The organism is Sphingomonas sp. JUb134 (assembly GCF_004341505.2).
GTDB lineage: Bacteria > Pseudomonadota > Alphaproteobacteria > Sphingomonadales > Sphingomonadaceae > Sphingomonas.
On record NZ_SLYP02000001.1, the window covers coordinates 1,785,044 to 1,804,221 of the forward strand.

The following is a 19,178-nucleotide window of genomic DNA, read 5'->3' on the forward strand; positions in this document are numbered from 1 at the left end:
TCAGCTGATTGCCACTTCCCGCTCCTAGCGCGAGAACCCTAACAATCGGTAGCCAACGCGCGCCTCCGGGGCACCGTGAGCCGTAGCAACCCAGCGGAGCCCCGGATTGGAAACCGGCGCTACGCCGCCGCCCGCCGCCGCTCCGCCATCTCTGCGTTCAGCATCTCGGCGAGCAGGAAGGCCAGTTCCAGGCTTTGCCCGGCGTTCAGGCGCGGATCGCAATAGGTGTGGTAGCGATCGGCAAGCGCCTGCTCGGTCACCGCGACCGCACCGCCGGTGCACTCGGTGACGTTCTGGCCGGTCATCTCCGCATGGATGCCGCCCGCGAAGCTGCCTTCCGCGCGATGCACGGCAAAGAAGCCGCGCACCTCGGCGAGAATCCGGTCGAAGGGGCGCGTCTTGTAGCCGTTCGCCGCCTTGATGACGTTGCCGTGCATCGGGTCGCAGCTCCACACCACCGGATGGCCCTCGCGTTGGACCGCGCGGACCAGCGTCGGCAGGTGCTTTTCGATCTTGTCATGCCCGTAGCGGGTGATGAGCGTCATGCGCCCCGGCACCCGGCCCGGGTTGAGCACGTCGAGCAGGCGCAGCAGTGCATCCGGCTCCAGGCTCGGCCCGCACTTCATACCGATCGGGTTGCGAATGCCGCGGAGATATTCGACGTGCGCCGAACCTTCGAACCGCGTGCGGTCACCAATCCACAGGAAGTGGGCCGAGGTGTCGTACCAGTCGCCGGTCAGCGAATCCTGCCGGGTCAGCGCCTGCTCGTACGGAAGCAGCAGCGCCTCGTGGCTAGTGTAGAAGCTGGTTGCCTTGAGCTGCGGCACGCTGTCCGCGTCGATGCCGCAGGCGGACATGAAGTCCAGCGCCTCGCTGATGCGATCGGCGATGTCGGCATATTTCTGCGCGAGCGGACCGCGGCCCATGAAGTCGTGCGTCCAGCGGTGCACCTGGTGCAGGTTCGCGTAGCCGCCGGTCGCAAAGGCGCGCAGCAGGTTGAGCGTCGCTGCCGACTGCGAATAGCCGCGGATCATCCGCTGCGGATCGGGGATGCGGGATTCCGGCGTGAAGGCGATGTCGTTGATGATGTCGCCGCGGTAGCTCGGCAACTCCACGCCATCCTGCGCCTCCAGCGGCGCGGAGCGCGGCTTGGCGAACTGGCCCGCCATGCGGCCGAGCTTCACCGTCGGCAGCTTGGACGCAAAGGTCAGCACCACCGCCATCTGCAGCAGCACGCGGAAGGTGTCGCGAATGTTGTTGGCGCTGTGCTCGGCAAAGCTCTCCGCGCAATCCCCGCCCTGGAGCAGGAACGCGCGGCCGGCCGCGACCTCGGCCAGTTCCGCCGTCAGGTTGCGCGCCTCGCCCGCGAACACCAGCGGCGGGAAGCTCGCGAGCTGTGCGGTGGCGGCGTCGAGCGCGTCGGCGTCGGGATAGTCGGGCATCTGGCGGGCCTCGGCCCGTTTCCAGCTGTCGGGGGCCCAGTTCGCGGCCATGGCATTCTCCAGCGAGGGAGCCGGGATGAACCAGTCGGCGTGATGCGCGATGCCGTTCGCGGCGATCTGGTTGACCACCTTGGCATTCGCGCGCTTGCCGTCTTCTTCCCAGCCTTGGACGGTGCTGCCAGGCGTGTCGTACCATGCGCCGAAGCCCGCGCGGGTCAGCGCGCGTTCTTCGCGGAAACGTCGGATCTTGGCACCGGCTAGCGTCGTCATGCGCCGGCGTTACCCGAACAGGGTAAGGCTCTGCAACCCGCTTTGTGGCGCCATCCCTTGATCGGGGGTGGCGCCGTTGGATCAGCGGCGGCCGTCCTCGCGCCGCTCCTGCGCGCGGTCGGAGGTCGCGTGCGGCGTCGCCTGCGCCCTGGGGTTGGTCGAAACTGCCCGGTCGCCGCGCTGGTTGGCGGTCGGCTGCATACGCCTCGGAGCCTCGGGCGCGGCTGCGGTGCGGGTCGGGGTCGGAGTGGGTCGCGCGGTATCGGTATCGCGGCTCCCGTGCTGGGTCGGGGCGGGGGCTTGCGTGCGGCCACTGCCTGTGGCGGTCGGCCGCGGCGAGCGCGCCGCCTGCTGCCTGGCCTCGTCACGCTGGTTGCGCGCCGTCCGGGCGACCTGTTCCGCCTCGCGGGTGCGGGTTGCGTCCGGCCTTTCCGACCTGCCGTTGCGATCGACGACGCCGCGAACCTTGCCGCCTTCATAGGTATAGCCGCGGTCGTCGCGCTGGACGAAATAGGGGGCATCCTCGCCGTTGCGGAAATAGGCGACCTGCTTGCCGTCACGCGAGGCGGTGCGGACGATCTGGCCGTTGCGCATCCACGCCCAGCCATCCCCGTGGCGAACGCGGGTGATGCCCGTGTCGGCCGCGATCGCTGCCGCCGTCGCCGCTGCGGCCGCCACCGCCGTGGCGTCTGCCGACGACGTGCTGCTGGTCACGGCCGGAACGGCTTCCACTTCCACGTCCTCGATGGTCGCCTCGTCGACGACATCCTCGTCGACGCCATTCTCGTCGAGGACTCCGTCGTTGAGGGCCGCTTCGCTGTTCTCGGCGGCAGGCTCGCTCGGGCTGTTGCAGGCGCCCAGCGCCAGCAGCGCCGCGAGCGCGCCAGCGGAAGCGAGCGTCCGAGCGCGTCGAGGGGGGAAGCCATAAGCCATGCACGGTCCTTTCTTGCTGCCGCCGACCGGGTCATGGCCCGCGTCGGAACGGCTGCTTGAATGATCCTGCGCCCCGGCCGGTTCCGTTTCGCCCCCGAAAGGATGTTGCCGCGCTGCCAGTCTACAGCGTCGGTTTCCAGTCCCAGCCCAGCGGATCGCCGTCCATCACCTCGATCTGTGCTGCCGAGAGTTCGTCGCGGATCGCGTCCGATCGCGCGAAGTCCTTGTCGGCGCGAGCCTGCTTGCGCTCCGCCAGCCGGGCCTCGATCGCTTCGGCGGTGAGCGTGGCCACGGCCGGGCGCACCCGCAGGGTGGTACGCTCCAGGTGCAGCAGGTCGAGGCCGAGCACCGCGTTGAACTGCGCGAGGGCTGCCAGGCGATCGGCGGGCGACAGCTTCTTGTCGGCGAGCAGTTCGTCGAGCACCGGCAGGGCGCGCGGGGTAGCAAGATCGTCGGACACCGCTTCGTCCAGCCGCGCGAGATAGGCTCCTGCCTTTTCCGCGTCGCCTTCCGCATCGCCCGCGCGCGCCTTGAGTGCGGAGACCGTCATCACCAGTCGCTTCAGCCGGGTGAGCGCAGCGAGCAGGTTCTCGCCCGAGAATTCCAGCTCGGAACGATAATGGGCCGAAAGGCACATCAGCCGGTAGGCGAGCGGGTGGACGCCCGCATCGATCAGCGTCTGCAGGGTGGTGAAGCCGCCCTTGGACTTGGACATCTTGCCCGATCGTTCGACCAGGAAGTTGTTGTGCATCCAGAAGCGCGCGCCGGTGAAATCCGGGTCCGCATCGGTGCAGCCGCAATAAGCCTGGTTCTGCGCGATCTCGTTGGGATGGTGGATCTCGCGATGGTCGATGCCGCCGGTGTGGATGTCGAACGGCTCGGGCCCGAGATACTTCAGGCTCATCACCGAGCATTCGAGATGCCAGCCCGGCGCGCCCTTGCCCCAGGGCGAGTCCCATTCCATCTGGCGCTGCTCGCCCGGCGGCGACTTGCGCCAGATCGCGAAGTCCTGCGGGTGGCGCTTGCCGGCCACCGGATCGATGCGCCCCGCGGCCGCATCGTCCTGGCCACCGGCGAGGCGACCATAGTTCGGTACGCTGCTGCTGTCGAAATAGAGGCCGCTTTCGAGTTCGTAGCAGTGGTCGGGCGCGATCTTCTCGGCAAAGGCGATCATCTCGGCGATGTGATCGGTCGCGACCGACCAGCGCGTGGGATCGGCGATGTTGAGATCGGCGAGGTTCTGCTTGAACGCGGCGGTGTAGTGGGCGGCGATGTCCCAGATGCTCTGCGCCTGGGCGCGAGCGGCGGCCTCCATCTTGTCGTCGCCGGCATCCGCATCCGACGTCAGGTGGCCGACGTCGGTGATGTTGATGACGTGGGTGAGGGAATAGCCCTTCCACTTGAGCACGCGCGCCAGCGTGTCGGTGAAGACGTAGGCGCGCAGGTTGCCGATGTGCGCATAGTTGTAGACCGTCGGGCCGCAGGAATAGACCCGCACGCCGCGCTCGGGATCGGCAGGCGCGAAGCGCTCCAGCGAACGGGTCAGCGAATTGTAGAGCGTGAGCGGTGCGGTCGACATGGTGCGCGCATAGCTCTTGCGTGCGGCGCTGCCAACGCGCGTCCGAGCGACTTTCGCGTCGCTCGGCGGAACGGGCGCGCGCGCTGTCGGTTGGCAGCACAAGGCGATTTCCGAAACGCCGCGAAGCAGAAACAGCCCAGGAGCGATGCGATGAGCGATGAGGCGAGGGACGACGCGCCCGACATCCTTGCGAAAGACGCCGAGGTACGGCGCAGTGACACGCCCGGAGGCCAGTCCTCGGTGAGCGGCGTCGCGGTCACGATCAACAAGCCCCGCCAGGAACTCTATGCCTATTGGCGTGACTTCTCGAACCTCGCCGGGGTCATGGAGAACGTCGAGTCGATCGAGGTCCTCGATCGCAACCGCTCCCACTGGAAGGTGAAGGGCCCGAACGGCGTCTACGAGTGGGACGCGATCGTCACCGAGGACGTCGAGGGCGAGCGCATCGCCTGGAAGTCGGCCGAGGGCGCCGATGTCGAGAACAGCGGCTGGGTGGCATTCAGCGATGCGAACCCCGGGCGCGGGACGGTCGTGACCGCAGCCATCGCCTATGAGCCGCCGGGCGGTCTCATCGGCAAGGTGGTGGCCAAGCTCACCCAGAAGGAACCGCGCATCCAGGCGCGGCGGGACTTGCGGCGGCTGAAGCAGCTGCTGGAGACGGGCGAGATCGCGACGAGCTCGCCGCCCAACCCTGCGCCCAAGGCCTGACCCCCTCTTTTCTCAAGGAAAACCAGATGCGAGCGCTCACCTGGCACGGCAAGCACGACGTCCGCGTGGATACGGTTCCCGATCCCGAGATCCTCAACCCACGGGACGCGATCCTCAAGATCACCTCGACCGCGATCTGCGGATCCGACCTGCACCTCTACGACGGCTATATCCCGACCATGAAGGCGGGCGACATCCTGGGCCATGAGTTCATGGGCGAGGTGGTCGAGACCGGCCCCAAGTCCACGCTCAAGAAGGGCCAGCGGGTCGTTGTCCCCTTCGTGATCGCGTGCGGCGAATGCTATTTTTGCGGCAAGCAGCAATATTCGGCCTGCGACAACTCGAACCCGGCCGACAACCAGGACATCGCCCCCAACCTCTGGGGCGCGGCACCCGCGGGGCTGTTCGGATACAGCCACATGACCGGCGGCTATCCCGGCGGCCAGGCGGAATATGTCCGCGTGCCCTTCTCCGACGTCGGCCCGATCGTGATCCCGGACGGGATCGAGGACGAAAAGGTGCTGTTCCTGTCGGACATCCTGCCCACCGGCTGGATGGCGGCGGAGAATTGCGACATCGAGCCCGGCGACACGGTCGCGGTGTGGGGCTGCGGCCCCGTGGGGCTGTTCGGCATCCAATCCGCATTCGTGCTGGGTGCGCATCGGGTGATCGCGATCGACCATTTCCCGCACCGGCTGGAATTGGCGAAGCAGATGGGCGCGGAGGTCATCAACTTCGAGCAGACCGATGTCTATGATGCGCTGATGACGATGACCGGCGGTATCGGGCCCGACGCGGTGATGGACGCGGTCGGGCTGGAGAGCCACGGGCTCTACCTCGACAACGTCGTCGACCAGATCAAGGCGTCGACCTTCCTCGGCACTGATCGGCCGCATGCACTGCGCCAGGCGATCATGGCCTGCCGCAAGGGTGGCCGGGTGTCGGTGCCGGGCGTCTACGGCGGCTTCGTCGACAAGTTCCCGTTCGGCGCAGTGATGGAGAAGGGACTGACGCTCAAGACGGGACAGACGCACGTCCAGCGCTGCCTTCCCGGACTGCTGCAGGCGATCCTGGAGGAGAAGCTCGACACGACCTTCCTGATCTCGGACCGGATGAGCCTGGAGGAAGCCCCCAAAGGCTATGCCAAGTTCAAGAACGAGCAGAACGAATGCACCAAGGTGGTGCTGAAGCCGGACTGGGCGAAGGCCACGGCCTGAACGCCGGAGAGGAACTCGAAGCATGGCAGAAAAGCTTGCAGTGATTACCGGTGCCTCGACGGGCATCGGCTATGAGATCGCGAAGATTGCGGCAGGGGAGGGCTTCGACCTGATCCTGGTCGCCGACGAGCCCCAGATCGAAACGGCTGCGGCCACGCTGGTCGGGACTGGCGTGACGGTGGAAACGGTGCAGGCCGACCTCGCGACCTTCGAAGGCAATGACCAGTTGCTGGCGAAGATCGGCGAGCGGCCGGTGGACGTGCTCGTCGCCAACGCCGGACGCGGGCTGGGTCACGCCTTCGTCGAGCAGGACGTGGCGGCGTGGCGCAAGGTGATCGACACCAACGTCACCGGCACCACCTATCTGCTGCAGAAGATGCTGCAGCGGATGAAGGCGCGCGATGCCGGCCAGGTGCTGATCACCGGATCGATCGCCGGGCTGATGCCGGGTGCCTACCAGGCGGTGTACAACGGCACCAAGGCGTATCTCGACAGCTTCGCCTATGCCTTGCGCAACGAGCTGAAGGACACGGGCGTGTCGATCACCGTGCTGATGCCGGGGCCGACGGAGACCGAGTTCTTCAAGCGCGCCAACATGATGGACACGCCGGTCGGCACCCAGGACAAGGACGATGCCGCGATGGTCGCGCGCACCGGCTGGGACGCGATGCAGAAGGGCACGGCGCATGTCGTCGCCGGCACCAAGAACAAGATCCAGGCGGCGGTCAGCCACGTCGTCCCGGACACCCTGCTGGCCCGCATGCACGAGAACATGGCCAAGCCGGACGGGGAGTGACCGTCTCTCTGGGCTCCCGCCGCGGCGGGAGCCCAGGGGCGGCGCACGTCTGATGCCGAGGGTGGCTGCCTCTTGGCGGTTGCTTAAGGAAAGGGGGAGCGCGGCTCCCCCTTTTTTGCGTCAGCCGGCGAGCGGGGTCGGTATTGCGGCCGCGGCGCGCGGCTTTTCGCCAAGGGCTGCGCGGACCATCGTGTCCCAGATCTCGGCGGCGTCGGCGCTTCCCAGCGCATTGCCTGCGGTCACCATCTCCTGGCTGGGTTCGCGCAGCGCGCGCAGGATCGCTGCGGCACGCGGCAATTCGTCCGCAAGCCGGTCGTTGACCTCGGCGCTGACGACCTCGTCCGGCTCGGCATCGCCGCGGCCATTGGGGCTGAGCGCGTGCGCCACCAGCACGCGCGCGATGCGCTCGATCGGGGAGGTGGCGGCGATATGGGTCATGGGGCTCTCCTTTGGCCGATCGAACGCGCCTGCGCGCCGCTGCGTTCCGCCGGCGGCCGTGGTTGACAAGCGCGTCCCGGACGGCACGTGGTGAGCGAGATGAATTCCCCCCAAGCTCCTGCCCCGGCTGACCGCACGGCGAGTCCGGCGAAGCCTTCGCTGGGTCGGATCGCTCTTTTTGCGACCGGCGATTTCGCCTGCAATCTCTACTGGCAGAGCCTCAGCTTCTTTCTGCTGTTCTTCTACACCGATGCGCTGCGGCTCTCGCCTGCGGTGGCCGGTATCGTGCTGCTGATCGGATCGGTGTGGGACGGGATCGCGGACCTGCTGGTCGGCATTCACGCCGAGCGCTCCCGCCGCGACTATCGCTGGTTCCTGAGCGCGGGGGCGATGCCGCTGGGGCTGGGGTTCGTGCTGCTGTACGTGGCGCCGCCGCTGGACGGCGCTGTCTTGATGGTGACCGTGCTGGCGATGCACCTTCTCTTCCGGGCGCTCTATGCCTTTGTGAACATTCCCTATTCGGCCATGACCGCGCGGATCACGGGCGACAGCGGGCAGCGGGCGCTGATTTCCGGTCTGCGCATGCTCTTCGGCACGGCGGCTGCTCTGGTGGTGGCGCTGGGGACCGAACGCATTGCGGCGATCCGGCCGGGAGGCTTGGGAGGGACGGAGGGGTATCTGACGGCGGCGCTGCTGTTCGGGCTCGTCGGCGCGGCGCTGCTGGTCGTCGTCGGTCGCGGATCGCCCGCCGCCTATGGCCAGGGGCAGGCGCGCGTCTCCATCCTCGCCGCGATGCGGGTGCTCGCCCGCAATCGCGCCTTCGTGACGCTCAACCTCGCGATGGCGGCGGTCGGCATGGCCGCGACGGCGCTCACCCGGTCGGTACTCTATTATTTCAGCTATGTGGTGGGCGACAGCGCAGGCGGCCCGGCAGCGCTGGCGATGATGGGCTTTGCGGGCGCGCTCTTCGTACCGATGTGGATGGCGCTCGGCGTGCGGACCGGGATGCGTGGACTCTGGTTCGCTTCCGCCGTGCTCGGGACCGCTGCGGTCGGTGCATTCGCGGGAGCCGGTGGGTCGGATGCCTGGACGGCGCAGCTGTTCCTGGTGGTGATGCAGGCGGTGCTGGTCGGCTTCAACCTCGTGTTCTGGGCCATGCTGCCGGACACGGTGGAATATGGCGAGCACCGCGCCGGGGTGCGGGTGGAGGCGCTGGGTTTCGGCGTGTCGGCGCTGGTTCAGAAATTCGCGCTGGGGTTGGCCGCCGCCCTGATGGGGCTCATCTACCAGCTGGTCGGCTATCATCCCGGCGCCGTGCAGACGGCGGAGACGGTGACGGGCATCCGGTGGGTGATGCTGGCGATGCCGGCCCTGTGCTTCGGCGCTTCGGCCGTCGTGATGTGGGCGAACCCGCTCCGGCGCGGAGCGCATGCGAAGATCGTCGCGGATCTTGCGTCACGCGCGAAGGAGAAGTGAGGCACCGTGCCCCTGCTGCAGGAGCACGGTGCCGGTGGCGCGCCTCAACCCTTGGTGAGGGTGAAGCCGCTTGAAACGCCTTCCGCTTCGGCGGAGGGCGCCACCCACAGGCGGAACAGCCCCGCCTCGACGGTCGGGCGGCCGTCGAGACCCAGGAACTGGAGGTCGGCGCGGGTGAGGGTGAAGCGCACCTCCTGCGATTGGCCGGGTTCGAGCTTGATCTTGCGATAGCCCTTCAACTCGCGGACCGGACGGGTGAGGCTGGCGGTCTGGTCGTGGATGTAGAGCTGGACCACTTCCTCGGCGGTACGCGTGCCGCGGTTGGTGATCGTCGCCCGCACCGTCAGCGTGCCATCCCAGGCAAGCGTGCCGCCGCCCAGGTCGAGGTCCGAATATTCGATCCGGCCGTAAGTGAGCCCATGTCCGAACGGGAAGCGGGCTGCGTTGGACGCCTCGCGGTAGTGCGTCTTGTAGGGCTGGAGCGGCCCCGCTGGATTGGGGCGCCCCGTGCGCTTGTGCGCGTAGTAATAGGGCACTTGTCCCGGCACCTGCGGGAAGCTGACCGGAAGGCGTGCGGAAGGACCCTCGCGCCCGAACAGGATGTCGGCGGTGGCGGGGCCGCTCTCGGAGCCCAGGAACCAGGTCACCAGGATCGCCGGGGCGGCGAGCACTGCCCCTTCGAGCGCAAGCGCGCGGCCGTTCTTAAGCAGCACCACGATCGGCTTGCCGGTCTTGGCGACGGCTTCGGCCAGGGCCTGTTGCGCCGGCGGGATCACCACCAGGTTGCGCGACTGCGCCTCGCCCGACATGTCCTGGCTCTCGCCGATCGCGAGCACGACGATGTCGGCGGCATTCGCGGCGGCGATCGCAGCCTCGATGCCGCCGGGCAGCGGGGCGGTCACTCCGGAGCCTGCCGTTGCCGTCACCAGCGACGGATCCGCTATCGCCTGGCGCACGCCGGTCAGCAGGTCGACCGCCTCCGCATCGGAGCCATAGACGTTCCACGGGCCGATCAGGTCGTGCTTTCCTTCTGCGAAGGGGCCGATCAGCGCGATCCGCTTGCCGGAACGGGGCAGGGGAAGTAGGTCGCCCTCGTTCTTCAAGAGCACGATCGAGCGGCGCGCAGCCTCCCGCGCCACGGCCAGATTTCCGGCGCTGCGCACCCGCGCCTTTTCGCGGCGCGGGTCGATGCGACGGAACGGGTCGTCGAACAGGCCAAGACGCACCTTGAGCGCCAGCACGCGGCGGACCGCCTGGTCGAGTCGCGCCATCGGCACCTCGCCCGCGGCAACCAGCGACGGCAGGTGCTGCATGTAGAAGCCGCTCTGCATGCTCATGTCGACTCCCGCGAGGAAGGCGAGCTTCGTCGCCTCCCGCGCATCGGCGGCAAAGCCGTGGTCGATCAACTCCATGTCGCCGGTGTAGTCGGACACGACCAAGCCGTCGAAACCCCACTCCTTGCGCAACACGTCGTCCAGCAGCCAGGGATTGGCGGTTGCCGGGACGCCGGACAGTTCGTTGAACGAGGCCATGACCGTGCCGGAGCCTGCGTCGAAGGCGGCCTGGAAGGGCGGGAAGTAGATCTCGCGCAACGTGCGCTCGGAGACGTCGACCGCTCCGTAGTCGAGCCCGGCCTCCGCTGCGCCATAGGCGGCGAAATGCTTGGCGCACGACATCACGGAATCATTGGCCCACAAGGATTTCCCCTGGAAACCGCGCACGCGCGCCGTCGCCATGTCGCGGCCGAGCCGTACGTCTTCGCCGGAACCCTCGACTCCGCGACCCCAGCGGGCGTCGCGGGCGACGTCGACCATCGGCGCGAAGGTCCAGTCGATGCCGGCGGCGGCCGCCTCGATCGCCGCGACCCGTGCGGCCTTCTCGACCAGCTCCGGCTCGAAGCTTGCCGCCTCCGCGAGCGGTACCGGGAAGACGGTGCGAAAGCCGTGGATGACGTCTGCCGCGAACAGCAGCGGGATCTTCAGGCGGGATTCGCGGACTGCCACACGCTGCATCTGGCGCGCCATTTCGGCACCATTGCCGTTGAAGACGCCGCCCAGCCGCCCGGCCCGGGTCTGGGCGAGCTGGGCATCGAAGGTGCCGTTGGACGCCGCGGGGTTCAGCGCGTTGGCCGCGCCGCCGGCCCATGCCGCAGCCATCAGCGTCAGCTGTCCGGCCTTTTCCTCGACCGTCATCTTTCCGATCAGAGCCTCGACGGAAGCGGGAAGCCCCTGGCTTTCGGCCGCGACCGTCCGCAGCAGTGCATGCGCGGGGCTCGCGCGCCAAGCGGTCAGCGCGGCCGCTCCCATCACCATCGCACGCCTGGAAATGCGCAGGTCGTTCATCAGAAATCCTCCCGGAAAATGTCGTTCCACCGCGGCTGTGGCCCGGCTTGTTTCGCCTTCTTGCCCACCGCGTCAAATTGATGTAACCGGTTACACATACAGTGATCAGCGGCGCAACAGCAAGCCGTTGGCGGGACCGGAAGTGCCGGTCTGGGTTTTGGAAGGACGTCGGGAAGGGCAATGGCGCACGCCACCATCCGTGATGTGGCTCGGGAGGCGGACGTCTCCGTTGCCTCCGTTTCGCGCGTCCTCAACGGACACAGCAACGTCCGGCCGGCGGTGCGCGAGCGCGTGCAGGCCGTTGCGGCGGCCCTCGGCTACGTCCCGCACGCGGGCGCCCGTAACCTTAGCCTGGCGCGCACGAACGCCATCGGCGTCATGCTCCCGGATCTCCACGGTGAATTCTTTTCCGAAACCGCGCGCGGCATCGACAGCGAGGCGTCGACGCGCGGGCTGCAACTGCTGCTCTCCAACGCGCATACGAACCCTGCGCGTGCGATCGAGACGCTGCGTACGATGCGCGGGCGCGTCGATGGCGTCATCATCATGGCGCCGGACCTCGATCCCGAGCAGTTGTTCGAGCATCTGCCGCCGAGCCTCCCCGCCGTGCTGATCAACTGCCCGGGGAATGTTGGGGGCCGCGCCGAACTGCGGGTGGATAATGTCGCCGGCGCCGAGGCGATGGTGGACCATCTGGTGTCCACGGGACGCCGCCGGATCGTCCACCTGTCGGGGCCGGAAGGGAACTCCGAGGCGCAGGCGCGTATCGCGGGTTATCGGGCGGCAATGGCGCGCCACGGGCTCGTGCCGCGGATCCTGCCCGGCGACTTCTTCGAGGGGGCGGGTACTGCTGCTGCGGAAGCGCTGCTTAGCGAACTCGATGGCCGGGAGGCGCCCGACGCGCTGTTCGCGGCCAATGACATGATGGCGATCGGCGCGATGATGCGCCTTCGCCGCGCCGGGGTCGCCGTACCCGGGCGCATCGCAATTGCCGGCTTCGACGATGTGCCGCTCGCGCGGCTGATCTCGCCGGCTCTCACCACCATGCGCGTCGGCATCGCCGGAATCGGCGCGCGTGCGGTCGTCCGGCTGGCAGCACTGATCGCGGGAGGGCTCGACCATGCGGTCGAACCGCGAACTCCCGAACTGATCGTGCGCGAAACCAGCGGGCCGGCCATCAACACAGAACAACCGGCAGGCAGGGAATAAGGGCAAAATCATGAGTAGGACCAAGGCTTTGCGGCTAGCGCTCGCGGGCGCGACGATGCTGGCGGCCAGCACGGCAGTGATTACGCCGGCAGCGGCACAGGTCGGGCAGGCATCGCTGCGCGGCACCATCACCGCCCCCGCGGACAATCCCGTGGTGGAGGTCACCGTCGTCGAGGTCTCGACCGGCTTCCGGCGGACCGTGGTCGCGGGCGCGGACGGCAGCTACAACTTCGCGTCGCTGCGGGCGGGCACCTACCGGCTCGAGATCAAGCTGCAGAACGGCACCCGCAACTCCGACAACTTCACCCTCAACGTCGGTCAGAACGCAGGCCTGGACCTCGACCTGAGCGCCGACCAGGGCGCCGGGGCTCCGGCAGCCGAGCAGCCGCAGGACGGCGGAGGGGCCGTCGATACGGCGGATACCAGCGGTGACGTGATCGTGACGGGCAGCCGCCTGCGCTCGCTGACCGGCGGGCAGGTGGGCATCAACATCACCACCCGGCTGATCGAGCAGCTGCCGCAGAACAGCCGCAACTTCCTCGCCTTCGCCGATCTGGCGCCCGGCGTCCGCTTCATCGAGAGCTCGGACGGCTCCTCGCGCATCCAGGGCGGCGCACAGGGCAGCAACTCCGTCAACGTGTTCATCGACGGCGTCAGCCAGAAGGACTATGTCCTGCGTGGCGGTCTGACGGGCCAGGACTCGTCGCCGGGCAATCCGTTCCCGCAGCTCGCGATCGGCGAGTATCAGGTGATCTCCTCCAACTACAAGGCGGAGTTCGACCAGGTCGGATCGGTAGCGATCACCGCCACGACCAAGTCGGGTACCAACGAGTTCCACGGCGAAGGCTTCTTCGACTACACCGACGAGAGCCTGCGCGACCGTCGCCCGACCGAAATCTATCCGACCAAGATCGACAAGGTGAAGACGACCGACAAGCAGTTCGGCGTCGCGCTGGGCGGTCCGATCGTGAAGGACCTCGCGCACTTCTTCGTGAGCTACGAAGGCAAGCGGCGTGAAGTGCCGGTCGACGTTCTGCCTGCAAACGGCATCTCGGTCGACAGCCTGCCGGAGCAGTATCGCGACCAGTTCGGTACCTACAGCTCCACCTTCAAGCAGGATCTGTATTTCGGCAAGATCGACATCACGCCGACCGACAGCGATCTGCTTGAATTCACGGGCAAGTACCGCAACGAATCCGGCCTGCAGATCAGCAACGGCATCGCGGCCTATTCGACTGCGACGCTGAGCAAGGTCGAGGAAATCCGCGGCACCGCCCGTTGGCAGCATACTGCCGACAACTGGATCAACGACTTCCGCGTTGGCTACGAGGATGTGAGCTGGGCGCCGCGGCCCGCGACGGACGGCATCAGCCAGCAGTTCCGCCGTTCCGAGGTGAACGGTAGTTCGATCAACACCTACAACCTGTTCCGCATCGGTGCGGGCCTGAACTTCCAGGACAAGGGCCAGACCGGCTGGACCGTCCAGAACGACTTCACCTGGACCGGCTTCGACGGCCACACGATCAAGGCCGGCGTGAAGAGCAAGTGGGTCAAGCTCAATACGCTTGAGCAGAACCTCCTCAACCCGCTCTACAGCTACGACCTCAACCTTCCGGTCGCGGACGGCTTCAACGACGACATCCCGTACCAGCTTCAGTTCGGTGCGGTCGGTTCGCTCGGCGACCCGCGCATCCGTTCGAAGAACTGGCAGCTCGGCCTGTACCTTCAGGACGACTGGGACGTCACCGACCGGCTGACGCTGAACCTGGGCCTGCGCTGGGACTACGAGCGGACGCCGGCGTTCCTCAACTATGTCACCCCGGACGAGGATCTGACGGCGATCTCGCCGGAGAACTACCCGAACCTCATCAACGCCGACTACGACATCAACGATTATATCTCGAACGGGAACAATCGTAAGGCGTTCAAGGGCGCCTGGCAGCCGCGCGTGGGCTTCACCTATCGCTTCGACGAGGCGGGCCGCTTCTCGGTGTTCGGCGGCTACGGCCGGTCCTACGACCGCAACCAGTTCGACTTCCTGCAGCAGGAGCTGGCCACCGGCCGCTTCCAGCGTCGCACCTTCCTGTTCCAGGGTGCCGACACGCAGAACCCGTGCCTGCCGACCAATCCGGTCTGCATCGCCTGGGATCCAGCATATCTGACGGAAGAAGGCCGTCAGCAGCTGGCGGCGCGCGGCACGGCGGGCGGGCGCGAGTTCCGCTTCATCAACAACGACCTGAAGGTTCCGTACTCGGATCAGTTCAGCCTCGGCCTGCGCGGCCGGTTCCAGCCGGTCGAGCTGGAAGTCGGCTATACCCGCATCGTCAGCAAGGACGGCTTCGTCTACCTGCAGGGCAATCGTCGCCCGGACGGCTCGTTCTTCGCACCGTCCCCGACCACGGGCGCGCCACAGGGTCCTGGCAACTTCTCGCCGGCCGGTTACGGGTCGATCATCATCGGCGACAACGGGCTCGAGACGAAGGCGGACTCGGCATACGTCAAGCTGACCAAGGTCTATTCGGCTGAGTCGCCGTGGAGCCTGGATGCGACCTACACCTACACCGAGGCGGAGGATAACCGCCCGAACGGGGACCAGGCCGCATACTTCCTGCTCGATTTCCCGAGTGCGGCCGATTACCCGTTCGTTCGCTCCGGTGCCGTGCCGCGGCATCGCTTCGTGGTGGCGGGCAGCGTCGATCTGCCGATCGACATGTCGATCTCCGCGAAGTTTCAGATCGAATCGCCGACCTACCTGCGGGCGCTGGTCGATCGGGCGGATCCGTATGAACGCGTGATCGTCGGTGCAGAGGCGCTGGGTTCGGGCGATCGTTGGGGCCGTCGCCAGCTCGACCTGGCGATCACCAAGTACGTGCCGCTCAACTTCCTGTATGATCAGGCGCGTCTTCGCTTCCGGCTCGACATCATCAACCTGATGAACGACCGCAACTATGTCGACTTCAACAACAGCCCGGACGACACGACGCGGACCCCTGGTTCGCCGAGCGTCTATCGCGAGCGTTCCACCTACAGCATCGGCGGGAACCCGCCGCGCACGGTGAAGCTCTCCGCGGGCTTCTCCTTCTAACTCTCCCTGCTCTGGCGGGTGGTGCTGTCGCGCCGCCCGCCAGTTTTGTTGCTCCGCGTTTGTGAAAGGTGTCTCATGCTCGACCGGCGACAGCTTCTTCTGGCCGGGGCGAGTGGCGCGACAGGCCTGCTGGCGGGCTGTGCGCAGACGGAGCGCCTGCTGAGCGCGGCGCTGGGGCCGCTTCCGACGCCCGTGCCCGAGGACGGCGTCGAACTGCCGAGGCTGGTTGCCGAAATCCAGCAGCGCACCTTTCGATATTTCTGGGAAACTACCGATCCCAAGACCGGTCTTGCGCCGGATCGCTGGCCGACCCCCTCGTTTGCGTCGATCGCGGCAGTGGGGTTTGCGCTGACCGCCTATCCGATCGGCGTCGTGCATGGTTGGGTGACGCGAGCCGCGGCGCGCACGCGTACGCTGGCGACGCTCGAATTCTTTGCCGACGCGCCGCAAGGACCGGGCGAAACCGGGTTCAGCGGCTACAAGGGCTTCTTCTACCACTTCCTGGGCGTGACCAGGGGGCATCGCTTCGCCCGAGCAGAGCTTTCGACCGTCGACACGGCGCTGCTCCTGGGCGGCATTCTCTTCGCTCAAAGCTGGTTCGACGGCGATCATCCCGACGAAGTGCGCATCCGCGCGCTCGCAGACCAAATCTATGCCGCGGTCGAGTGGAACTGGATCACCCCGCGGGCACCGTTCCTGTCGATGGGCTGGCACCCGGAGAGCGGTTTCATCCGCCACGACTGGGAAATCTACAACGAGGGCATGCTCCTCTACGTGCTGGCGCTAGGCTCCCCCACCCATGCGTTGCCGGCGGAGACCTGGGATGCATGGTCGCAACAGTTCGAACCCAGCTGGACGGGGCGCTTCGGCGGCGACCCCTATCTGCACTTCGCCCCCATGTTCGGGCACCAATACAGCCACGTCTGGATCGACTTCCGCGGCATCCGCGACACCTACATGACAGGCAAGGACCTCGACTATTTCGAGAACAGCCGCCGGGCGACCTATGCGCAGCGCGCCTACGCTGCCGACAACCCCGCCGGCTGGACCGGCTATAGCGCGGACGTGTGGGGGCTGACCGCGTGCGATGGCCCGGGTGACTTCAAGGTGCGCCTCGACGGACGGGAGCGGGAGTTCTTCAGCTATTCCGCCCGCGGTCCGGGCGACCGGGACGATGGTACGCTGGCGCCAACGGCCGCCCTGGGATCGATCGCCTTCGCGCCCGAGATCGTCGTGCCGGCGGTGGAGGCGATGCACGCCCGCTATGGCGCGGCCATCTATGGGAAATACGGCTTCCTCGATGCGTTCAACCCGACGATGACCGCGCCGAACGTGGGGCTGAAGCACGGCAAGGTCGTGCCCGGCGTCGGCTGGGTCGATGTCGACTATCTCGGCATCGACCAGGGGCCGATCGTCTGCATGATCGAGAATTGGCGTTCCGGCCTCATCTGGAAGACCATGCAGAAGAACCCGCACATCCGCCGCGGGCTTGAGCGGGCGGGCTTCACCGGCGGCTGGCTCTCCGCAGCCGGAGGGGCCGGCGCCTAGCTTTTGCTGGAGGCGCCGGCGGAGCGGCCTAGTTCTTGGTCGCGCCCACCTTGCTGTAGGGGACGAACTCGCTCAGGCCGATCGAGCCGGACGAGAAGCGGCTGGTCCGGCTCACCAGCTGGACGATGTCGATGCTGCACAGCTGCGACGTGAACGTCTTGGTGACGAGGATGTCGTCGTTGTCGAGGGTCGAGGCGCCGGAGGGACGATTGACGTACACGGTGCCGTTGTACATCCGATACAGGATCGCAGTCCGGTCGATGATCTCGGTCGATCGGATGTCCCGCAGGTTGATGCACTTGACGGGTTCTCCCGCTGTGCGCCCTTCGAGCGCCTTGGCGAGCTTCGCCTCGTAGCGGCTGTTGTCCTGGGGCGCGGCGGAGGCAGTACCGCCCGCAAGCAGTGCGGCGGCGAGAAGAGCGAAACGGAGACGCATCGCGGATACCTTTCGTTGATTGCTACGCAAATGCCACAGCGGTGCTGAACGATCGATGAGCAAGATTGTCCCGCGGCTTCATCCGGGTTAGTTGAAACAAAATTACAGGCAGACGGCCAGCAGACGCCGCGCCTGCGAGGAGAGAGAGCCGATGCGTTTCATCGACCATGTCGTCGCGCGAGCCGACGACGCGCCAGCCGGCGGCCGGACGGGCCGCGTGTTCGATCCCAACAGCGGCCAGGTGCAGGCGGAGGTGCGGCTGGGGTCGCGGGCCGACCTCGACCGGGCGGTAGCCGCAGCCGAGGCGGCGCAGCCCGGCTGGGCCGCAACCAACCCGCAGCGTCGGGCTCGCGTCATGTTCCGCTTCAAGGAACTGGTCGAGGCGGAGATGGACAGCCTCGCACGGCTGCTGTCCTCCGAACATGGCAAGGTGCTGGCGGATTCGCGCGGCGACATCCAACGGGGCCTCGAGGTGGTGGAGTTCGCCTGCGGCATCCCCCACGCCTTGAAGGGCGAGTATAGTCTGGGGGCAGGGCCGGGGATCGACGTCTTCTCCATGCGCCAGCCGATCGGCATCGGTGCGGGCATCACCCCGTTCAACTTCCCCGCGATGATCCCGATGTGGATGTTCGGCATCGCGATCGCCTGCGGCAACGCCTTCATCCTCAAACCCAGCGAGCGCGATCCGAGCGTACCGGTGCGTCTGGCCGAACTGATGCTGGAGGCCGGCGCGCCGGAAGGCATTTTGCAGGTCGTGCACGGGGACAAGGAGATGGTGGATGCGATCCTCGACCACCCCGCCATTGCCGGCGTCAGCTTCGTCGGCAGCTCCGACATCGCGCACTACGTGTACCGCCGCGGGGCCGAGGCGGGGAAGCGGGTGCAGGCGATGGGCGGGGCCAAGAACCACGGCGTGGTGCTGCCCGATGCCGACCTCGACCAGGTGGTCGCCGACCTGGCGGGCGCGGCGTTCGGCTCGGCGGGCGAGCGCTGCATGGCGCTGCCGGTGGTGGTGCCGGTTGGCGAGCGTACCGCGGAAGCGCTGCGGGAGAAGCTGATCCCGGCGATCGAGGCGCTTCGCGTCGGGGTCTCGACTGACCCGGAGGCGCATTACGGGCCAGTGGTCACGGCCGAGCACCGCGCGCGGATCGAGGGCTGGATCCAGCGTGGCGTCGAAGAGGGTGCCGAACTCGTCGTCGACGGCCGCGGCTTCGCGCTGCAAGGGCACGAGCAGGGCTTCTTCATCGGCCCCTCGCTGTTCGACCGCGTGACGCCGGACATGGCGAGCTATCGCGAGGAGATCTTCGGCCCGGTGCTCCAGATCGTCCGCGCGCCCGATTTCGAGACGGCGCTGAAGCTCCCGTCCCAGCATCAATACGGCAATGGCGTCGCGATCTTCACCCGGAACGGCCACGCCGCGCGCGAATTCGCCGCGCGGGTGAACGTCGGCATGGTGGGGATCAACGTGCCGATCCCCGTGCCGGTCGCCTACCACAGCTTTGGCGGGTGGAAGCGCTCGGGCTTCGGCGACTCCAACCAGCACGGCATGGAGGGCGTCCGCTTCTGGACGAAGGTGAAGACAGTCACCCAGCGTTGGCCCGACGGATCGGCGCTCCCGACCGGAAGCGAGGACGGCGGACCCAGCCGCGTGCAGGACGCCTTCGTCATCCCCACGATGGGGTGATCTGCCCACCAGCCA

At 67.3% G+C, this 19,178-nt stretch carries 14 protein-coding genes; 8 read left to right on the forward strand and 6 right to left on the reverse strand.

Translation table 11 applies throughout. The features are described from left to right. Window positions 1–119: 119 nt before the first annotated feature. The 3 genes from EDF69_RS08540 to cysS form a co-directional block, all read right to left on the reverse strand. Window positions 120–1,493, reverse strand: a complete 1,374-nt coding sequence (locus tag EDF69_RS08540) for a class II 3-deoxy-7-phosphoheptulonate synthase (protein ID WP_204991437.1) — start codon at window positions 1,491–1,493, stop codon at window positions 120–122. Window positions 1,494–1,793: 300 nt separating this feature from the next. Then, window positions 1,794–2,645, reverse strand: a complete 852-nt coding sequence (locus tag EDF69_RS08545; protein ID WP_132882814.1) for a hypothetical protein — start codon at window positions 2,643–2,645, stop codon at window positions 1,794–1,796. 121 nt (window positions 2,646–2,766) lie between these two features. Beyond that, window positions 2,767–4,224 (reverse strand): cysteine--tRNA ligase, encoded by a 1,458-nt coding sequence (gene cysS, locus EDF69_RS08550; protein ID WP_132882815.1) that lies wholly within the window; start codon window positions 4,222–4,224, stop codon window positions 2,767–2,769. 150 nt (window positions 4,225–4,374) lie between these two features. On the opposite strand from cysS, the gene EDF69_RS08555 reads away from it, so the two are divergent. From EDF69_RS08555 to EDF69_RS08565, 3 genes are read left to right on the forward strand one after another with little or no spacing between them, the layout of a single operon-like run. After that, a complete protein-coding gene (locus EDF69_RS08555) occupies window positions 4,375–4,932 on the forward strand; it encodes an SRPBCC family protein (protein WP_132882816.1) in 558 nt (185 codons plus the stop codon). A 26-nt stretch (window positions 4,933–4,958) separates the two neighbouring features. Continuing rightward, a complete protein-coding gene (locus tag EDF69_RS08560) occupies window positions 4,959–6,149 on the forward strand; it encodes a zinc-dependent alcohol dehydrogenase (protein ID WP_132882817.1) in 1,191 nt (396 codons plus the stop codon). 22 nt (window positions 6,150–6,171) lie between these two features. Beyond that, on the forward strand, window positions 6,172–6,945 hold the full coding sequence (locus tag EDF69_RS08565; RefSeq protein WP_132882818.1) for an SDR family NAD(P)-dependent oxidoreductase: 774 nt from the start codon (window positions 6,172–6,174) through the stop codon (window positions 6,943–6,945). A 120-nt stretch (window positions 6,946–7,065) separates the two neighbouring features. Here the strand turns inward: EDF69_RS08565 and EDF69_RS08570 are convergent, their stop codons facing one another. Then, window positions 7,066–7,383 (reverse strand): hypothetical protein, encoded by a 318-nt coding sequence (locus EDF69_RS08570; protein WP_132882819.1) that lies wholly within the window; start codon window positions 7,381–7,383, stop codon window positions 7,066–7,068. A gap of 99 nt (window positions 7,384–7,482) precedes the next feature. On the opposite strand from EDF69_RS08570, the gene EDF69_RS08575 reads away from it, so the two are divergent. Further along, a complete protein-coding gene (locus EDF69_RS08575) occupies window positions 7,483–8,859 on the forward strand; it encodes an MFS transporter (protein WP_132882820.1) in 1,377 nt (458 codons plus the stop codon). A gap of 44 nt (window positions 8,860–8,903) precedes the next feature. On the opposite strand, the gene EDF69_RS08580 is transcribed toward EDF69_RS08575, so the two are convergent. Beyond that, window positions 8,904–11,201, reverse strand: coding sequence for a glycoside hydrolase family 3 N-terminal domain-containing protein (locus tag EDF69_RS08580; protein WP_132882821.1), 2,298 nt, complete (start codon window positions 11,199–11,201; stop codon window positions 8,904–8,906). A gap of 180 nt (window positions 11,202–11,381) precedes the next feature. Here EDF69_RS08580 and EDF69_RS08585 point away from each other — a divergent pair, with 180 nt between their 5' ends. The 3 genes from EDF69_RS08585 to EDF69_RS08595 all read left to right on the forward strand — a co-directional run bounded on the left by EDF69_RS08585 (window position 11,382) and on the right by EDF69_RS08595 (window position 17,043). After that, window positions 11,382–12,410 (forward strand): LacI family DNA-binding transcriptional regulator, encoded by a 1,029-nt coding sequence (locus EDF69_RS08585; RefSeq protein ID WP_132882822.1) that lies wholly within the window; start codon window positions 11,382–11,384, stop codon window positions 12,408–12,410. Between the two features lie 10 nt (window positions 12,411–12,420). Next, window positions 12,421–15,495, forward strand: a complete 3,075-nt coding sequence (locus tag EDF69_RS08590; protein WP_132882823.1) for a TonB-dependent receptor — start codon at window positions 12,421–12,423, stop codon at window positions 15,493–15,495. Between the two features lie 75 nt (window positions 15,496–15,570). Beyond that, window positions 15,571–17,043 carry a glucoamylase family protein gene (locus EDF69_RS08595; RefSeq protein WP_132882824.1) on the forward strand — a complete coding sequence of 491 codons (1,473 nt, stop codon included), beginning with the start codon at window positions 15,571–15,573 and terminating at the stop codon, window positions 17,041–17,043. Between the two features lie 28 nt (window positions 17,044–17,071). Here the strand turns inward: EDF69_RS08595 and EDF69_RS08600 are convergent, their stop codons facing one another. Continuing rightward, a complete protein-coding gene (locus EDF69_RS08600; protein WP_125960480.1) occupies window positions 17,072–17,479 on the reverse strand; it encodes a hypothetical protein in 408 nt (135 codons plus the stop codon). Window positions 17,480–17,630: 151 nt separating this feature from the next. Here EDF69_RS08600 and EDF69_RS08605 point away from each other — a divergent pair, with 151 nt between their 5' ends. Then, a complete protein-coding gene (locus tag EDF69_RS08605) occupies window positions 17,631–19,163 on the forward strand; it encodes a CoA-acylating methylmalonate-semialdehyde dehydrogenase (RefSeq protein ID WP_125960479.1) in 1,533 nt (510 codons plus the stop codon). The last annotated feature ends 15 nt before the right edge of the window (window positions 19,164–19,178 follow it).

What these genes read in the sequence shown, in the direction of transcription:
- EDF69_RS08540 (WP_204991437.1), bottom strand. Translation starts at nt 1,493, where the DNA reads ATGGCCGCGAACTGGGCCCCCGACAGCTGGAAACGGGCCGAGGCCCGC.
- EDF69_RS08545 (WP_132882814.1), bottom strand. Translation starts at nt 2,645, where the DNA reads ATGGCTTATGGCTTCCCCCCTCGACGCGCTCGGACGCTCGCTTCCGCT.
- cysS (WP_132882815.1), bottom strand. Translation starts at nt 4,224, where the DNA reads ATGTCGACCGCACCGCTCACGCTCTACAATTCGCTGACCCGTTCGCTG.
- EDF69_RS08555 (WP_132882816.1), top strand. Translation starts at nt 4,375, where the DNA reads ATGAGCGATGAGGCGAGGGACGACGCGCCCGACATCCTTGCGAAAGAC.
- EDF69_RS08560 (WP_132882817.1), top strand. Translation starts at nt 4,959, where the DNA reads ATGCGAGCGCTCACCTGGCACGGCAAGCACGACGTCCGCGTGGATACG.
- EDF69_RS08565 (WP_132882818.1), top strand. Translation starts at nt 6,172, where the DNA reads ATGGCAGAAAAGCTTGCAGTGATTACCGGTGCCTCGACGGGCATCGGC.
- EDF69_RS08570 (WP_132882819.1), bottom strand. Translation starts at nt 7,383, where the DNA reads ATGACCCATATCGCCGCCACCTCCCCGATCGAGCGCATCGCGCGCGTG.
- EDF69_RS08575 (WP_132882820.1), top strand. Translation starts at nt 7,483, where the DNA reads ATGAATTCCCCCCAAGCTCCTGCCCCGGCTGACCGCACGGCGAGTCCG.
- EDF69_RS08580 (WP_132882821.1), bottom strand. Translation starts at nt 11,201, where the DNA reads ATGAACGACCTGCGCATTTCCAGGCGTGCGATGGTGATGGGAGCGGCC.
- EDF69_RS08585 (WP_132882822.1), top strand. Translation starts at nt 11,382, where the DNA reads ATGGCGCACGCCACCATCCGTGATGTGGCTCGGGAGGCGGACGTCTCC.
- EDF69_RS08590 (WP_132882823.1), top strand. Translation starts at nt 12,421, where the DNA reads ATGAGTAGGACCAAGGCTTTGCGGCTAGCGCTCGCGGGCGCGACGATG.
- EDF69_RS08595 (WP_132882824.1), top strand. Translation starts at nt 15,571, where the DNA reads ATGCTCGACCGGCGACAGCTTCTTCTGGCCGGGGCGAGTGGCGCGACA.
- EDF69_RS08600 (WP_125960480.1), bottom strand. Translation starts at nt 17,479, where the DNA reads ATGCGTCTCCGTTTCGCTCTTCTCGCCGCCGCACTGCTTGCGGGCGGT.
- EDF69_RS08605 (WP_125960479.1), top strand. Translation starts at nt 17,631, where the DNA reads ATGCGTTTCATCGACCATGTCGTCGCGCGAGCCGACGACGCGCCAGCC.